Annotated in this window: 15 protein-coding genes and 2 riboswitches; all 15 genes read right to left on the reverse strand. The window is 42.2% G+C overall.

What is annotated here, in order from left to right; translation table 11 throughout:
* Window positions 1–17 precede the first annotated feature (17 nt).
* The 15 genes from NST76_RS13110 to NST76_RS13180 are packed head-to-tail and all read right to left on the reverse strand — an operon-like array spanning window position 18 to window position 13,232.
* A complete protein-coding gene (locus NST76_RS13110; RefSeq protein WP_058844520.1) occupies window positions 18–554 on the reverse strand; it encodes a cob(I)yrinic acid a,c-diamide adenosyltransferase in 537 nt (178 codons plus the stop codon).
* Between the two features lie 13 nt (window positions 555–567).
* The gene (locus NST76_RS13115) at window positions 568–1,128 is read right to left on the reverse strand and encodes a nitroreductase (protein ID WP_342543979.1); all 561 of its coding nucleotides are present in this window, start codon (window positions 1,126–1,128) and stop codon (window positions 568–570) included.
* Between the two features lie 33 nt (window positions 1,129–1,161).
* Window positions 1,162–1,929: a uroporphyrinogen-III C-methyltransferase gene (gene cobA / locus NST76_RS13120; RefSeq protein ID WP_036120058.1), complete on the reverse strand. Its 768-nt coding sequence runs from the start codon at window positions 1,927–1,929 to the stop codon at window positions 1,162–1,164.
* Window positions 1,926–2,564, reverse strand: a complete 639-nt coding sequence (locus tag NST76_RS13125) for an NAD(P)-dependent oxidoreductase (RefSeq protein ID WP_036120061.1) — start codon at window positions 2,562–2,564, stop codon at window positions 1,926–1,928. Before NST76_RS13125 ends, cobA begins: the two co-directional genes overlap by 4 nt.
* Window positions 2,557–3,924 carry a cobyrinate a,c-diamide synthase gene (locus NST76_RS13130; protein WP_342543980.1) on the reverse strand — a complete coding sequence of 456 codons (1,368 nt, stop codon included), beginning with the start codon at window positions 3,922–3,924 and terminating at the stop codon, window positions 2,557–2,559. Before NST76_RS13130 ends, NST76_RS13125 begins: the two co-directional genes overlap by 8 nt.
* Before the next feature lie 11 nt (window positions 3,925–3,935).
* On the reverse strand, window positions 3,936–5,057 hold the full coding sequence (locus NST76_RS13135; protein ID WP_089934741.1) for a cobalamin biosynthesis protein: 1,122 nt from the start codon (window positions 5,055–5,057) through the stop codon (window positions 3,936–3,938).
* On the reverse strand, window positions 5,050–5,835 hold the full coding sequence (gene cobM, locus NST76_RS13140) for a precorrin-4 C(11)-methyltransferase (protein ID WP_036120052.1): 786 nt from the start codon (window positions 5,833–5,835) through the stop codon (window positions 5,050–5,052). The genes NST76_RS13135 and cobM overlap by 8 nt, the downstream gene beginning before the upstream one ends.
* Window positions 5,835–6,542, reverse strand: a complete 708-nt coding sequence (gene cobI / locus NST76_RS13145; protein WP_058844517.1) for a precorrin-2 C(20)-methyltransferase — start codon at window positions 6,540–6,542, stop codon at window positions 5,835–5,837. The genes cobM and cobI overlap by 1 nt, the downstream gene beginning before the upstream one ends.
* Window positions 6,535–7,755, reverse strand: a complete 1,221-nt coding sequence (cbiE, locus tag NST76_RS13150; protein WP_089934739.1) for a precorrin-6y C5,15-methyltransferase (decarboxylating) subunit CbiE — start codon at window positions 7,753–7,755, stop codon at window positions 6,535–6,537. Before cbiE ends, cobI begins: the two co-directional genes overlap by 8 nt.
* Entirely contained in the window at window positions 7,712–8,845 is a 1,134-nt protein-coding gene (locus NST76_RS13155; RefSeq protein WP_036120040.1) for a cobalt-precorrin-5B (C(1))-methyltransferase, read from the reverse strand. Before NST76_RS13155 ends, cbiE begins: the two co-directional genes overlap by 44 nt.
* Window positions 8,845–9,504, reverse strand: a complete 660-nt coding sequence (locus tag NST76_RS13160) for a precorrin-8X methylmutase (protein WP_036120037.1) — start codon at window positions 9,502–9,504, stop codon at window positions 8,845–8,847. The genes NST76_RS13155 and NST76_RS13160 overlap by 1 nt, the downstream gene beginning before the upstream one ends.
* A 12-nt stretch (window positions 9,505–9,516) precedes the next feature.
* The gene (gene cobK, locus NST76_RS13165; protein ID WP_342534933.1) at window positions 9,517–10,278 is read right to left on the reverse strand and encodes a precorrin-6A reductase; all 762 of its coding nucleotides are present in this window, start codon (window positions 10,276–10,278) and stop codon (window positions 9,517–9,519) included.
* A complete protein-coding gene (locus NST76_RS13170) occupies window positions 10,275–11,174 on the reverse strand; it encodes a sirohydrochlorin chelatase (RefSeq protein ID WP_342543982.1) in 900 nt (299 codons plus the stop codon). Before NST76_RS13170 ends, cobK begins: the two co-directional genes overlap by 4 nt.
* Before the next feature lie 14 nt (window positions 11,175–11,188).
* The gene (gene cobJ, locus NST76_RS13175) at window positions 11,189–12,856 is read right to left on the reverse strand and encodes a precorrin-3B C(17)-methyltransferase (RefSeq protein ID WP_342534936.1); all 1,668 of its coding nucleotides are present in this window, start codon (window positions 12,854–12,856) and stop codon (window positions 11,189–11,191) included.
* A 4-nt stretch (window positions 12,857–12,860) separates the two neighbouring features.
* Complete coding sequence (locus NST76_RS13180; protein WP_340834540.1) at window positions 12,861–13,232, reverse strand: (2Fe-2S) ferredoxin domain-containing protein; 372 nt, start codon at window positions 13,230–13,232, stop codon at window positions 12,861–12,863.
* 146 nt (window positions 13,233–13,378) lie between these two features.
* Window positions 13,379–13,561: riboswitch (cobalamin riboswitch) on the reverse strand.
* A 257-nt stretch (window positions 13,562–13,818) separates the two neighbouring features.
* Window positions 13,819–14,004: riboswitch (cobalamin riboswitch) on the forward strand.
* Window positions 14,005–14,069: the final 65 nt, after the last annotated feature.

The raw sequence follows: 14,069 nt of genomic DNA on the forward strand, positions 1-14,069 counted from the left end.
AGCAATGGTGAAGGGCTTTAAAATTCTAGCCCTTTCACCGCTGGGATGCCTTCATCATAGTAATGCTTTGTTGCATCGATGGTTGACACTAAATCAGCCATTGCCGTTAAGGCAGGGTTCGCGCTTCGACCTGTGACCACCAAATGCATCGTCGATGGACGTTGCTGGATCGCCTCTATGACTTCTGTTAGTGGAAGGACATCATCGATAGGAAACTTGGTGATAGCCAATGCATTGTTTAGTTCATCTAGCACCAATAAATCAATACTGTCGTCTTGCAGGGCGGCCTTCGTTTTTTTCCATGCTTTAGCTAAGGCAGCACGATGCTCTTCAGGTGTCTTTGTCCATGTAAAGCCGATACCCATTTGCTCCATTTCCACACCTAACTTGCGAAGGGCAATTTGCTCACCGTACGTACGCTCAGGTGATTTAATAAACTGCATATAGCGCACATTTAAGCCACGGCCAACTGCACGTAATGTGACACCTAGAGACGCCGTTGTTTTGCCCTTTCCTTCACCTGTATATACTAAAAACAAGCCTTTTCTTGCCATGTGAGTAGCCCCCTTACAGCCATGTTGTCTTTTCTGCAAATGGTGTACGCTTTTTGTCGCTTTGCTCCTGCTCTTGTGGATAGCCAATAAATATCGTACCGACTACTTTTTGAGAGGCACTTGCACCAATAAATGCATGCATACGTGAATCATGCACGAGCCCAACACCACGTGTACGCCAAACAAAACCAAGACCTAGCTCATCTGCAGTGAGCCACATGGACATAATGGCACTACATACGGCAAAAACATTATCCTCTGTCGCATCAGTATCACCTTCGACAATGTCTGCAGTAACAACAATGGCCACAGGCGTTGTTTGCACAACCTTTAAAGAGCTTTCCACTAAGTTCGGCTTTGTGGGGAAACGCTCTTGTAAATAGGCACTCGCCATTTCTTCATAACGCTTCATTGCCTCTTCTTGAATAACATAAAAATGCCAAGGCTCACGCATACGGTCATTCGGAGCATAGGTGGCTGCTTGTAAAATTTGCTCAATTTTTTCTTTCTCTACTGGTTGTGTTGTGTAATTTCGAATGGCTCTACGCTTTTTTAATGCTTCGATAACGGTCATGTTGCTTCCTCCTTGTGCTCTTCTAAGAAATGATTATGAAAATGTTAATCCCTGCTCTTCAAACCATTGAATTTTCTCACGTACATTGACTACCTCTCCCACGACAATCATCGAAGGATTATGATACCCTTCACGTTCAATAATGGCCGCTATCTCATCTAGCTGTCCTGTAATCGTGCGTTGTTGAGCAGTTGTTCCCCACTCAATGACCGCTACTGGCGTTGTTGCCTGACGTCCGTTTTCAATTAATTTGCGAGCAATGTAGGCAATATTTCCAACACTCATGTAAAATGCGACGGTATCAATACCTGTAGCCAATGCTGGCCAATTCAAAAAATCCTGTCCTTTTTCTTCACGACCATGCCCCGTCACTAGGGCAAAGCTTGTCGCGAAGTCTCTATGTGTCACTGGAATCCCTGCATAAGCAGCTGCAGCAATGCCGGCTGTAATACCAGGAACGATTTCATAGGTTATGCCATGATTTTTTAATATTTCTGCTTCCTCAGCACCACGTCCAAATACAAATGGATCGCCACCCTTCAGACGTGTCACAACTTTACCTTCTTGTGCTTTTTCAACAAGTAAGGCATTAATTTCATCTTGAATAAGGTGGTGCTTGCCTGGAAGTTTACCGCAATAAACGAGCTCTGCATCCTTTTTTGCAAAGTCGAGCAATGTGGGATTCACAAGACGGTCATAGGCAATCACATCAGCCTTTTGAATACATTCCAGACCATACACAGTGATGAGCTTCGGATCCCCAGGACCTGCACCAACGATATATACTATTCCTTCCTTCATTGCTTCGCTCCCATCAAAAGTTGTTGTAAATAGGCTTCACGTTTATCAATCTCTCCATGACGTGTCCATTCCAGAATGCTTGGCTCTAGCAATGCTTGTAATGCCGCCCGTCTTTGCGAACCTTTGTCATACTTAGCAGCAATCATTAATCGAGCTTGCTGTAAAAAGCATACATAGTCATCATAAGCATCATCGAATTGGTCTTCTAAATCTGCTTTGATCTTACGCGCTAGACTGGGGCTTGCTCCCGATGTCGAAACAGTTAATACCAATGGGCCACGACGAACAGTAGCAGGTGTAATAAAATCACTTTCACTTTGTCTATCGGTTCGATTGATTAATTGCCAATGCTGTGCCGCCTCTTGAACAGCTTCGTTTACAGCCGTCACATTCGTTGCAGCAATAATGAGAATGGCATCATCCAAATCACGTGGTTCAAATTCCTTCTGCTTCCAAGTAATTTGCCCCGAATCGGCAAGTGGCTGTAATGTATCATGTAGGGTTGGACTGACTATGACAATATGGGCCTTTGCGGGTAATAGAGAGGCTACCTTCTGCGTTGCCACGTGTCCGCCACCTACAATCACTACGGTTTTATATTCTAGATTGATATGAATAGGAAAATAATTAGTCATCATTTTTCACCTTCTTACAAGCTGTTAACCAATTGTCAACTAGCTTTGGGTTTGATACAAAATGGAAATGTGTATAACCAGCCACCAAATTCCCTTTTTTATAGCCTTCTTGCTTTTTGCCAAAACGACCAATCGTCTCGTAGGCTGGTGTGTTGTGGGTACCACTATATTTAGAATAATGGAATTCATGGCCCTTCGCTTCTTGCTCCACACCAATTAAGAAATTATCTGCTGTGCCAAAAATTTCACGATAGCCTAGTGCTGCAAGCTTTGTCTGCATGGCCACTTCCCCTGGAATCACACCTACCATTTCATAGCGTTCACCCTGACTATTTGTAATAGCCTCTGTTAAATACATAAAGCCACCACATTCCGCTAATGTTGGCAGTCCTTTGGCAATAGCGTCTTGAATAGAGTCTTTCACGACTGTATGTGAAGCCAATGTCTCTGCGAATTCTTCAGGAAAGCCACCACCAATATAGAGGCCATCTGCTTCTGATGGTACAGGCTCATTGGCAAGTGGAGAGAAAAATTGTAATGTCGCGCCTTTCGCACGTAGCAAAGCTAAGTTTTCTTCATAATAAAAATTAAATGCTGCATCCCTTGCAACCGCTATACAAATATTTTGTGAAGGCTCCTCAGCAAATAAGTGACCTGATTCATGTAGGATAGGGGCTTTTGTTAAGTCAAGTAATTGATCCAAGTCAATCGTTTCTGCCATAAGGTCACCTAGTTTATCAAAAAATGAATCTAGTTCTCCCCTTTCAATGGCGGGTACTAACCCTAAATGACGACTCGGAATATCGATGCCTTGTTCACGTTTTAAATAGCCGATGACAGGAATGCCACATTCTTGTTCAATAGCCGCCTTGGCAATTTCATAATGACCAACACTGCCCACTTGGTTCGCAATAACGCCAACGATCCTCGATTTATCTGACAAAAATTGGAAGCCTCTTACAACAGCTGCTACACTACGCGCCATACTTGCACAATTAACAATTAAAATAACAGGACTCTCTGTCACTACACTAATATCTGCGGCAGAGCCAGCATCTGATAAAGGGCTTTTGCCATCATAGAAGCCCATCACCCCTTCAATAATGGACACATCCGCATCCATACTTGCGCGTGCCACAATATCACGCACTGCTTCATGGGAGAACATCCAGCTATCAATATTGCGTGATACTCTACCTGTTACAGCCGTATGATACGTTGGATCGATATAATCAGGGCCACATTTAAAGCCCTGCACTACTTTGCCTTTATTTTGTAGTGCTTTCATCAGTCCAATGGTGAAAGTAGTTTTGCCTACTCCACTACCCGTACCAGCTAGTACAAAACGATTTGTTTGCATGGACTTCCTCCTTAAAATAGGTATCTCGCAACTGAAATCGTAGCATTTCCCGATTTCTTCTTTTCTAATAGGAGTGACTTGACCTGTGCATAACGCATAGCCGCTGGTTCACTCACACCATAGGCACCTGTATATTTAAAGACTGTTTCAGAAGGGGAAGGGAATTCGATTTGATTTAATTCCGCCGGGGTATAAGTGACGAACTCCCAATCATATTTCTTGGTAATATCTAAAAAACATTGTTCATCTTTTTTTAAATCAATCGTGCATAATGCCTTCACACTTTTTTTCGAAAGCTTTAGCTCTGCCAAGGTTTCATCAATCACTTGTTCAATTTCTTCCACAGATGTCCCACGATTACAGCCCATACCGAGCACAATAGATTTTGGTCGATAAATAACACCGTTTTCTAGAAGAATCTCTTCCTCTTGTTCTATGATTCGATCCGTTATTAATAGCGTGGCATGAGGTTTAGCCTCGATGGCTGCCTGTGTGGATGGATAGATTTTGATTTGCTCTGGCATGGCAGTATCACGCATCCACCAATCGCGCTCACCCGTTTCCTGCACAATGGCCACACGCTCCTCATTTACAACGGAAGCACTCACTGGTGTCAATTTGTCGGCACTATCCCATACCCACCCAAAACGGGCGCCAAATAAGTCAACAGGAATCGTCTTTTGCACATCAGAAGCTGTTGTAATAATTGGATTTGCACCAAGTGCCGCTGCCACCTCATGCGTTAGCTCATTGGCACCGCCAAGATGCCCTGATAATACGCTAATGACATTGTCGCCTCGATCATCAATTACGACAACGCCAGGGTCTGTCTTTTTATCCTTTAAAATGGGCGCAATCATGCGTACGACCGCACCGAGCGAAATGATTAAAATCAACCCTTTATATTGTTTAAATAGCGTTGGCAATAACAAGCGCACGGTACCTGTAAATAATTGAATATGCTTTTCTGCTTCATCGCCTTGCTCAAATTTACTCATATAATATAAATCACTCGCTGCAAAGGTTTGTTGCAGGCGACGTCCAATTTGAACACCATGCTTCGTAATGGCGACAACCGCATAAGGATTGCGTTGATCAACCTCTGGTAATACACCTTCCTGTAACTCAATCACTTGTCTTCACACCTTTTCTAAAGCCATGTGTAAAGGTTGCATCATATAACTTCGAACGATATTGATCCTTATCATGAATGTTCGGGTCTAATGCCCAACCAGCTAGAATCATTGCATGCTTACGAATACCATTTACACGCATTGCTTCATCTAATTCGATTAAAGTCGTACGCACGATCTTTTGATCTGGCCATGAAGCACGTTGAATAACTGCTACTGGCGTATCATCAGCCCAACCAGCACTTTGTAATTCTTTAACAATTTTTTTTGTAAGTGTTGCACTAAGGAATAAAGCAATTGTACAATGATGGCTCGCCAAGTCACGCAGCTTTTCAAATTCTGGGACAGGTGTACGTCCTTCTGCACGTGTTAAAATGAGGGTTTGTGTTAAATCAGGAATTGTGAGCTCTGCACCAATTGCCGCTGCTGATGCAAAAACAGAGCTAACCCCTGGAATCACTTCATACCCAATGCCTTCCTTTTTCAATAGAGCCACTTGCTCCATGATGGCACCATACATCGCTGGATCACCTGTATGCATACGAGCTACTGTTTTCCCAGCATTAACACGCTCCACCATAACGGCCACCATTTCCTCTAAATGCATGCCAGCAGTTCGAATGACCTCTGCATCAGGTTTGGCTTTCGCAATAAGCTCTTCACTCACTAATGAATCTGTGTACATGACAACGTCTGCTGTTTGCAGCATATGTAAACCTTTAACTGTAATTAAGTCTGGATCACCTGGACCAGCGCCAACTATATAGATTTTCTTCATTATTTACGCACCACCATTAATGTTAGATATTCTAATTCCACACCATCCAATTCACGAACATCCCAAATAACTTCTTCATCAGAAGTGACCTTCGTCACGACAGATGCTTTATCTAATAAATCTAGATCACGTAGCACCTCAAGCATTAAATCGATCACCTTTGCCACTTTAATAAAGACAACGGCATCATGACTTTCAATGGCTTCACGCATTGCTTCATAATCATCATGGGCAGGAATAATGGCCACTCGGTCATCGCCATCAGCTAAAGCAATCCCTAATCGAGACGCGGAGCCATTGAACGAAGAAATCCCTGGCACCGTACGGATTTCTACATCTGGATGCATGTCCTGCATCAACTTCATCATATGAATAAACGTACTATATAGTAACGGATCTCCCTCTGTTACAAAGGCTACATCCTTACCAGCTTGTAGTTTTTCGTAGACAAGTTCTACTGATTTTGTCCATTCACGTTCAAGGACAGCCTCATCTTTGGTCATAGGGAATACAAGGCCAAGCATATCTTTTTCGTCTGGATTAATATAAACATCGACAATGCGATGGGCATAGCTTTTACTACCTCTTAGCTTTTTTGGATAGGCAATAACAGGTGATTCCTGAATCACACGAAACGCCTTGACTGTAATTAATTCTGGATCGCCAGGACCAACGCCCAAGCCGTATAGTACACCTAGATTACTCATTATTTTCTTCCTTTCGATAAGCCGAAATAATATAAATTGGATTTAATGGTACAAAGCGTGTCATATCTAAAATAGGTTTGCTGCGCGCAAGCTGTGCCTGTAAAATATCAACCGCAAAGCCACAAGCCTTAAACGCTTCCACCGCTTTATATAAATTTTCAATGGTCGCTGCATTTAAGACAATACGACCGTTTGGCTTCAAACGACTACAACATAACTGTAGTAACTCCACCATTTCGCCACCCGTACCACCAATGAAAATGGCATTAGGATCTGGGAAGCTGTCTAATCCCTCTGGTGCTTTACTATGAATCGCTGTGATATCAACACGGAACTTTTGCTGATTTTGAAGACAGTTGTCTAAATCAGGTGCATTTTTCTCTACAGCAAATACTTGACCCTCTGACGCAAGTTTTCCTGCCTCAATCGCCATAGAACCCGTACAAGTACCAATATCCCAAATAATGCTATTCTGTTGAAGCTGCATGGCCTGTAAGCTTAAAACACGTATTTCCTTTTTCGTGATCAGTCCTTTATCTGGCTTGCGTTGTGAAAACTCTTCATCATCAATCCCAAGCGTGTAACGTTTCGGTTCCATTATTTGTTGTAAAATCACGACATTTAATGGCGAATAATGAGCGCTTTCCATTTCATCTAACGAATACCAGCCACATTTTTCGTTTTCGCCCTGTAAATTTTCTGCAACAAACGCTCGGTATTCTGTCATACCAAAATGCTTTAAATAACGAGCGAGCGCATTGGGGCTATTATCAGCATCCGTTAAAAGCGCTACTTTCTTCTTCCCATCGATACGCTGTGCCAAGCCTTTCATTGGTCGTCCATGAATACTTGTGACATAGGCATCCTGCCAGCTTTCTCCCATCTTCGCAAAGGCCAGCTGAACAGAACTCATATATGGATAAACCTCAATATCTAGCTTTTTAGCTAGATAGCCCCCAATGCCATAAAATAATGGGTCGCCAGTGGCAAGGATTACCGTATTTCTTGTTTCCTTAGATAATCTTTCAACAAGTGCTGAAAGTCCCCCTTTAATGCTGATTTTTTCACCTGTAAAGTTCGGGAAAAAATCCAGTACTCGCTCACCACCAACAAGTACCTCACAGTCTTCAATCCACTCGAGGTATTGGGGAAATAAGCTTGCTAATCCGTTATCCCCGATCCCAATCAATTTCATCGATCGATGCAATGTCATCAGCCCTTCCTAATAATTGTCCCTGCATCGAATAAATCGATGTGGAAAGTGTTAAACCACCTTTTATATGATGGATAGAGGAATAACAGCACGCCTCACATAAATGATGAAAGAATGCATCATAGCCCTTCTCCATCATGATTTCACCTACTTGTGACGCTGTATTTGCCTCACGTACTTGCGCTATTGTTTCTCCATCTGCTCCTGTATCCTCTGCAAGTTGTGCTAAAAAGTTAAAATCGATTGGTGCACTTTTGGAATGAACCATCATGACACCTTGTGCCACCTTAGAAAATTTCCCCATCATACCGACAAGAGAAACTTGTTTGATACCGAGTCGCTTACAATGTTTTAAAGTAAAGCCGACAAAGTCGCCCATTTCAATAAAAGACTCTTCTGGTAAATCGGGGTATTGTTTCATCGCAAATTTTTCGCTGCGACCGCCTGTCGTTACCACTAAATGCTCACAACCAGCTTCTTTAGCTACACTAATGGCTTGTACAATACTTGCCATATACGCAGAACTCGAAAAAGGCACGACGGTTCCCCTTGTGCCTAAAATTGAGATGCCTCCAAGTATACCAAGTCGTCCATTTAACGTTTTTTTAGCGATTTCTTCTCCTTTAGGTACGGAAATCACTACGTTCACGCCTCGTGTAATGTGAAATTCGTCTAATACCCCTTGAACCGTGCTATGAATCATTTTACGTGGTACAGGATTAATGGCTGCCTCGCCAACAGGCACTGGTAAGCCAGGCTTTGTAACACGCCCGACCCCAATCCCTCCATCTAAATGAATTCCAGGTGTATCAGCCCAGCTCACTGTGCCAACAATAAGCGCCTGATGGGTCGCATCAGGATCATCACCAGCATCCTTAATCGTTTCACAGCTGACAGCATTTTCTTCAAATATGCATTTTTCAATTGTAAAGGTTGCATCTCGACCAATCGGTAAATGAATGGTACTCGTCTCCTGCTCTTCCTTTGTAATCAGAGCGAGCAATGCAGCCTTTGTTACCGCAGTTGCACAGGCTCCCGTTGTATAACCGTGACGCATGTCCTTGGGATCCTTTTTTGGCTTCCGCTCCATTATTTTTTCGCCTGTTCATCCGCTAATAGTGAAATGGCATTTAACGCGGCAACCGTCACTGTACTACCGCCTTTACGACCAACATTGGTAATGTACGGAATCCCTTCGAGTTTCAGCAATTCTTCTTTTGACTCGGCTGCTGACACGAAACCGACAGGCATACCGATAATTAAATCTGGTTTTGCTAAGCCTTCTTTAATTAAACGAATCAATTCTAGTAAGGCAGTTGGCGCATTACCAATTGCATAAATCCCACCTTCATGTAATTTTGTAGCCTTTTGCATGGAAATGATGGCACGAGTTGTATTTTGTTTTTTCGCTTCTACTGCGACATCTTCATCCGCTATATAACAATGTAAATCGCCACCATGCTTTTGGAAACGTTTTTTACCAGAGCCACTTTCAATCATTTGAACATCTGCAATGACATGTCGTCCGGCAAGAATGGACTTAATCCCCGCTTCAATTGCATCAGGTGTAATGATGACACTGCGACCTAGCTCAAAATCCGCCGAAGCATGGATAATACGGCGCACAATCTTCCACTCGTCCTCTGAAAAATCATGATCGCCCATTTCCTCTGCAATAATCGAGAAACTATAATCGTAAATTTTATCTGGGTCTACCGTTAATGGTTTGAAATCTGTTTTAAAATCCATGGATAATGCCTCCTAAAGTGTATGTTGTACAGCCTGTAATATTTCTTCAAATGTTGAATATTGTTGGCCATATTGAATGGTTGGTCTTGCAATAAGAATCGTTTCAATATGACAGGCAAGAGCTGCCTCAAGCTTCTCATCAACTGAGCCAACTTTACCGCTTTCTTTGGTGATCATCAAAGTTACTCCATATTGACGAAACAATGCTTCATTTAATTCCTTTGAAAACGGACCTTGAATAGCTACAATATCTCGTTGTGCCACACCAAGTGCCTCACATTTTTCCATATTGTCCAGTCGCGGAAGCATGCGAGCAATTACTCTCGTATTTTCTAAGCCTTGTAAAACCTTTGTAAAAGTAGCAAGTGTTTTGCTGCCTGTTGTCAGCATGATGACACCACGCTTTTCTGCCGCTAATTGGGCTGCCTCCTCATAATCCTTCACTATTGTAATGAGAGGATGCGCATAGTGTTCATGGGCACGCTCATAGCGAATATAAGGAACTTGTGCCTGTTCGGCCGCTGCCATTGCATTTTTAGAAGCTTCCTCAGCAAATGGATGAGAGGCATCAACCACCATTTGATAGCCTTGCTCTGTTATGATGGCTGCCATTTCCTCAGCTGTCAGTCGACCTATTAAATGTGGTAGGCCAACGTCAGCAAGACTAGAGGCTGCCGAATCAGTCACGACGGTAGCTGTTACCGCATGTCCTGCGCTTTGCAGGGCAAGGGCTAGATCCCTTGCATCACTCGTCCCTGCTAACATGAAAATCATTTTACTGGCTCCTCTTCATGGTGGTGGTCATGGTCGTGATGGTGGTCGTGTCCATGATCGTGATCATGATGATGGTGATGATGGGCATGTCCATGAACTGCCGCATAGGCACGATAATTTTCTAAATCTTGCATGCCTGTAGATGTACCATTTATCGCTTGTTCAATACGCTCTAATAAAACATTTTGTAAACGTTCATGGTAGCCAAAATAATTGGCAATTTGAACAGTACAATCTGGATATTGTTCATTAAACTTCACACACATATCATTCATACGTTCCATTAAAATACCTGTGAATAAAAAGTATGGGAGCATGATGATTTTTTTCGCACCTAATTTAACACAGCGTTCAATACCTTCTTCAACACGTGGATCTGTTACGCCCATAAATGCACTTTCCACATATTTAACAGGTAATTTTTCCCATAAAAGTCGTGTAATTTTATAAAAATCACCATTTGCAGATGGATCACTGCCACCTCGTGCAATCAATAAAATGGCTGTATCTTGTTGCTCTTGTTCTGAATGAAAACCAATTTCCGCTAGACGATCTTGTAAAATCGTAAATATTTCATCATGAATGCCAATGGTTTGACCATAGGTAAATGTAATGTTCGGATAATGCTCACGCGCATGCTCGATCTCTGCTGGAATATGCAGCTTTGAATGGCCTGCATGAAGTAAAATAATCGGAATTACATGAACCTCTGTAGCCCCTTTCTTCACACAATTCGTAATGCCTTCTTCGATGTTCGGTGAAGCAAATTCTAGGAAACATGTTTCCACTAAAAATTGTGCATCAATACGCGGTGTCATTTGTTCAATAAATGTACGTACCTCATCATTTCCTGCTGCTAAACGGCTCCCATGGCCGACAAATAAAATAGCTTTCATCTCTTTTCTCCTCACTAGTCGCCGCACGGAGCTGGCTCTACTTTTATTTTGGAAGACATATCTTGATACGTAAAATGCAATATCTTTTTCACACGTTTAAAATATTTAAATAAACGTTCATTTGGGTGAGCATTTGCTTTATATTCTTCAATAATATCTGTAATTAGTGGAATCAGTTGTTCAGGCTCCAACCCTTCTACAACAGGCTGTGCTGCATGGGCCGTACGACCAACTGGCTTCGCCCCAATAAAGACATCAAATTTACTTTTGCGATAGACAATACCAATATCATCAAATACAGCCCTGTAACAGGCCATACCACAGCCGTTAAAACCGATATTTAATGTTTTCGGCAAAGACATTCCACCTAATTTTTGTTGTATTTCTTCTGCATAGGGAATCGAATCGGCCTTTTCACCATAGCAAAAATCACAAGCCTTCAAGGATAGCACATCACCAATCGGCGCTAATAAAAAGCCTACTTCCTGTAATTTCTCCGTAATACGTTCAGGGGCAGTCGTTGGGATTTTCAAATGGATTTGATGGTCTGGTGTATATTCCATCGTCCCCTCTTCCCCAACGACCTCTGCTAACGTCATCATTTGCTGAGGTGTGAAAAACTTATTCACCACTCCTGGGCTTACAGCTAATTCAAAAATGGATTCTATTTTTTGCTGTACAAGTTTCGGCGTTACTTTGACTGCACTTGTTCCTTTCACCATTGCGAGTGCCGCTGTAGCCATTTCAAGTGCTGTTTTTTTTGACTTTGGCGTAGCGGCTACACTGGGTTTATTAAAACGCCCTGCATTAGGATCTGCTGTAAAGTCTTGTCGTGCAGTCCCTGTCTCTTGGTTCATTGCCCAAGGTTCATTTTCTTCACGTAAACGTTGATGTGGACGTAAGGGTTGTTTTTCTTCACCCAATGTATATTTACGTTGATAGCCACGTGGTGTAATCATTTTATTGTCATAGAAAAATGTCGACGAATTACCAATAATGACTGTCGTCAGCATTCCAATGTCATGCTCCAGCATTTCGGCTAATGTTGTCATCGTCACTTCTTGACGATCGCGGTAAGCACTTTTCACAAGTCCTACTGGTGTGTCAGGCGAACGATATTCTAAGAGAATGCGCTGTGCTTCGACAATTTGTCTTGTTCGGCGACCGCTTTTTGGGTTGTATAAAGCGATTACAAAATCCGCCATAGCGGCTGCCTCGACGCGCTTGGCAATTAAATTCCATGGTGTTAGATGGTCACTTAAACTAATCGTACAGGCATCATGCATAATCGGGGCACCAAGTAAGCTAGCACATGAATTGATGGCAGAAATACCAGGGACAATTTCTACCTCAATCCCCGTTGCTTCTGTCCAGCCTAGCTCAATCAATACCTCATACACTAATCCCGCCATACCATAGACACCCGCATCACCACTTGAAATGACTGAGACAATGCTTCCAGCCTCTGCTTGGCGAACCGCTTCCTGCGCACGGGACACCTCTTCGGTCATTCCAGTACTGACAATCGACTTCGCACTGACTAAATCTTGAATCAACTCCACGTAGGTTTTGTAGCCTATGATCATATCACTTTGTTGTAATGCCTCTACCGCCCGTGTCGTAATATGCTTAAAGTCTCCAGGTCCAAAGCCCACTACGAAAATTTTTCCTTTTTGCGCCATGTTGTTACCCCTCTTTCACCTTTTCGATCCCTTTAATGGCTGTCGTTTGTGCTGTACGCTGTAATGTACCTTCACGAAGTGTAAAGACATGTTCTTTGTATAAGGATTCATGATGTAAATCTTGTACAAGTGTTCTAGCATGCTCTGTTGATGGTACACGATACCAATTCCCTTGCGGATAGGCGATGACCACACAAGCATCCTTGCATCGTCCATTACAGCGCGTTCTTGTTGTATGTATCTCTTGATCAAGTGCTTGCTGTTGTATTTCTTCTCGAATAGCTAGGGTAATTTCCTCCCCACCTTTGTTCATGCAGCTACTACCATTACAAATAAAGAGATGTGTTTTCATCCCCTCTAAATTCCATGTTGTCATCTTCTGTCTCCCCTCATTTGCTTTCTGGAAAAAGAAAAACCTTTACTCTAATTACGAAGAGTAAAGGTTTTGTAGAAGCCAAATAAAAACGAATAAAATAAAATGCAGGTACTCGCTCTTGCTTCAACTTCTCCCTCCGAAAAGTTTGCATGCACAATCAAATAAGCAGGTTTCCTGACTTAAGCTTCATTTTACTATCGCACCTTCCCAAGTTTGCACCAGTGGCTTTGCGATTTCATCAGCTATTACAGTAGCGGGGGCTGTATTGGATTTTCACCAATTTCCCTATTATCTCGAGTTATTCGAGCACTTATCGACGTTTTATATGAAATTTATTATCTTCTTTATAGAATAGAAAACTGTCTCTATCATATCTCATTATTTTAAAATTTCAATATTTCTATAAAAATTTATGACAATTTTATCAATTTTGTGTGTAGACCAGGTATAAAAATTATAATATCTCCTTATTTATGACAATTCAGTAGTTATCAGAATCTTCTCTATTGACCTTCAATTGAAAATATTTTTAAAAAAAGTATAGCATATTTATGGAAAATCATGTTACACTTTGTCGTGAAATCTCACAACTTAATGTTTTTTCGGTGTAAAATACTTATCATTTTGCTTAAAAGGGAAGCCGGTTTGAGTCCGGCGCGGTCCCGCCACTGTATTAGGGAGCTTTATAGAACATGTCACTGTCCAACGGATGGGAAGACCTATAAAGTGTTGAACTAGAGCCAGGAGACCTGCCGAAAAATATGTGATCGTTTCAGCCTACGAGGATAGGTGTGCGGCTTAGCAGATGAGAATGTTATTTGCTTTTTTAGCTATGCA

The organism is Lysinibacillus sp. FSL W7-1291 (assembly GCF_038593415.1).
Classification (GTDB): Bacteria; Bacillota; Bacilli; order Bacillales_A; family Planococcaceae; genus Lysinibacillus; species Lysinibacillus fusiformis_D.

Bases quoted from the DNA above. Each gene is read 5' to 3' on its own strand.
- NST76_RS13110 (WP_058844520.1), bottom strand. From the start codon at position 554: ATGGCAAGAAAAGGCTTGTTTTTAGTATATACAGGTGAAGGAAAGGGC.
- NST76_RS13115 (WP_342543979.1), bottom strand. From the start codon at position 1,128: ATGACCGTTATCGAAGCATTAAAAAAGCGTAGAGCCATTCGAAATTAC.
- cobA (WP_036120058.1), bottom strand. From the start codon at position 1,929: ATGAAGGAAGGAATAGTATATATCGTTGGTGCAGGTCCTGGGGATCCG.
- NST76_RS13125 (WP_036120061.1), bottom strand. From the start codon at position 2,564: ATGACTAATTATTTTCCTATTCATATCAATCTAGAATATAAAACCGTA.
- NST76_RS13130 (WP_342543980.1), bottom strand. From the start codon at position 3,924: ATGCAAACAAATCGTTTTGTACTAGCTGGTACGGGTAGTGGAGTAGGC.
- cobM (WP_036120052.1), bottom strand. From the start codon at position 5,835: ATGAAGAAAATCTATATAGTTGGCGCTGGTCCAGGTGATCCAGACTTA.
- cobI (WP_058844517.1), bottom strand. From the start codon at position 6,542: ATGAGTAATCTAGGTGTACTATACGGCTTGGGCGTTGGTCCTGGCGAT.
- cbiE (WP_089934739.1), bottom strand. From the start codon at position 7,755: ATGACATTGCATCGATCGATGAAATTGATTGGGATCGGGGATAACGGA.
- NST76_RS13155 (WP_036120040.1), bottom strand. From the start codon at position 8,845: ATGGAGCGGAAGCCAAAAAAGGATCCCAAGGACATGCGTCACGGTTAT.
- NST76_RS13160 (WP_036120037.1), bottom strand. From the start codon at position 9,504: ATGGATTTTAAAACAGATTTCAAACCATTAACGGTAGACCCAGATAAA.
- cobK (WP_342534933.1), bottom strand. From the start codon at position 10,278: ATGATTTTCATGTTAGCAGGGACGAGTGATGCAAGGGATCTAGCCCTT.
- NST76_RS13170 (WP_342543982.1), bottom strand. From the start codon at position 11,174: ATGAAAGCTATTTTATTTGTCGGCCATGGGAGCCGTTTAGCAGCAGGA.
- cobJ (WP_342534936.1), bottom strand. From the start codon at position 12,856: ATGGCGCAAAAAGGAAAAATTTTCGTAGTGGGCTTTGGACCTGGAGAC.
- NST76_RS13180 (WP_340834540.1), bottom strand. From the start codon at position 13,232: ATGACAACATGGAATTTAGAGGGGATGAAAACACATCTCTTTATTTGT.